Below are 264 nucleotides of genomic sequence, written 5' to 3'. Positions count from 1 at the left end.
TGACAAGATGACGAAGGGTACCTCAAGCTTCGGTAAGCGCCGAAATAAGACCCATACGTTATGCAGAAGATGTGGTAGATCGTCATATCACATTCAAAAATCAAAATGCGCCCAATGTGGATATCCTGCAGCAAAATTACGATCCTACCACTGGTCAGTAAAGGCTAAGCGCAGGAAGACTACTGGAACTGGCCGCATGCGCCATTTGAAGATTGTCAGGAGGCGCTTCCGTAATGGTTTTAAAGAAGGGAAACCAACACCGCT

At 46.6% G+C, this 264-nt stretch carries 1 protein-coding gene; it reads left to right on the top strand.

The genetic code is table 11. From position 1 onward, the window contains the following. Nucleotides 1–7: 7 nt before the first annotated feature. Nucleotides 8–264: 50S ribosomal protein L37e (locus tag F0L68_RS45775; RefSeq protein WP_149855395.1), on the top strand; the 257-nt coding region annotated here is incomplete at its 3' end.

This window comes from Solihabitans fulvus, assembly GCF_008386585.1.
GTDB lineage: Bacteria > Actinomycetota > Actinomycetes > Mycobacteriales > Pseudonocardiaceae > Solihabitans > Solihabitans fulvus.
The sequence above is the reverse complement of the archived record's forward strand: the minus strand, read 5'-3'. Positions and strand labels throughout refer to the sequence as shown.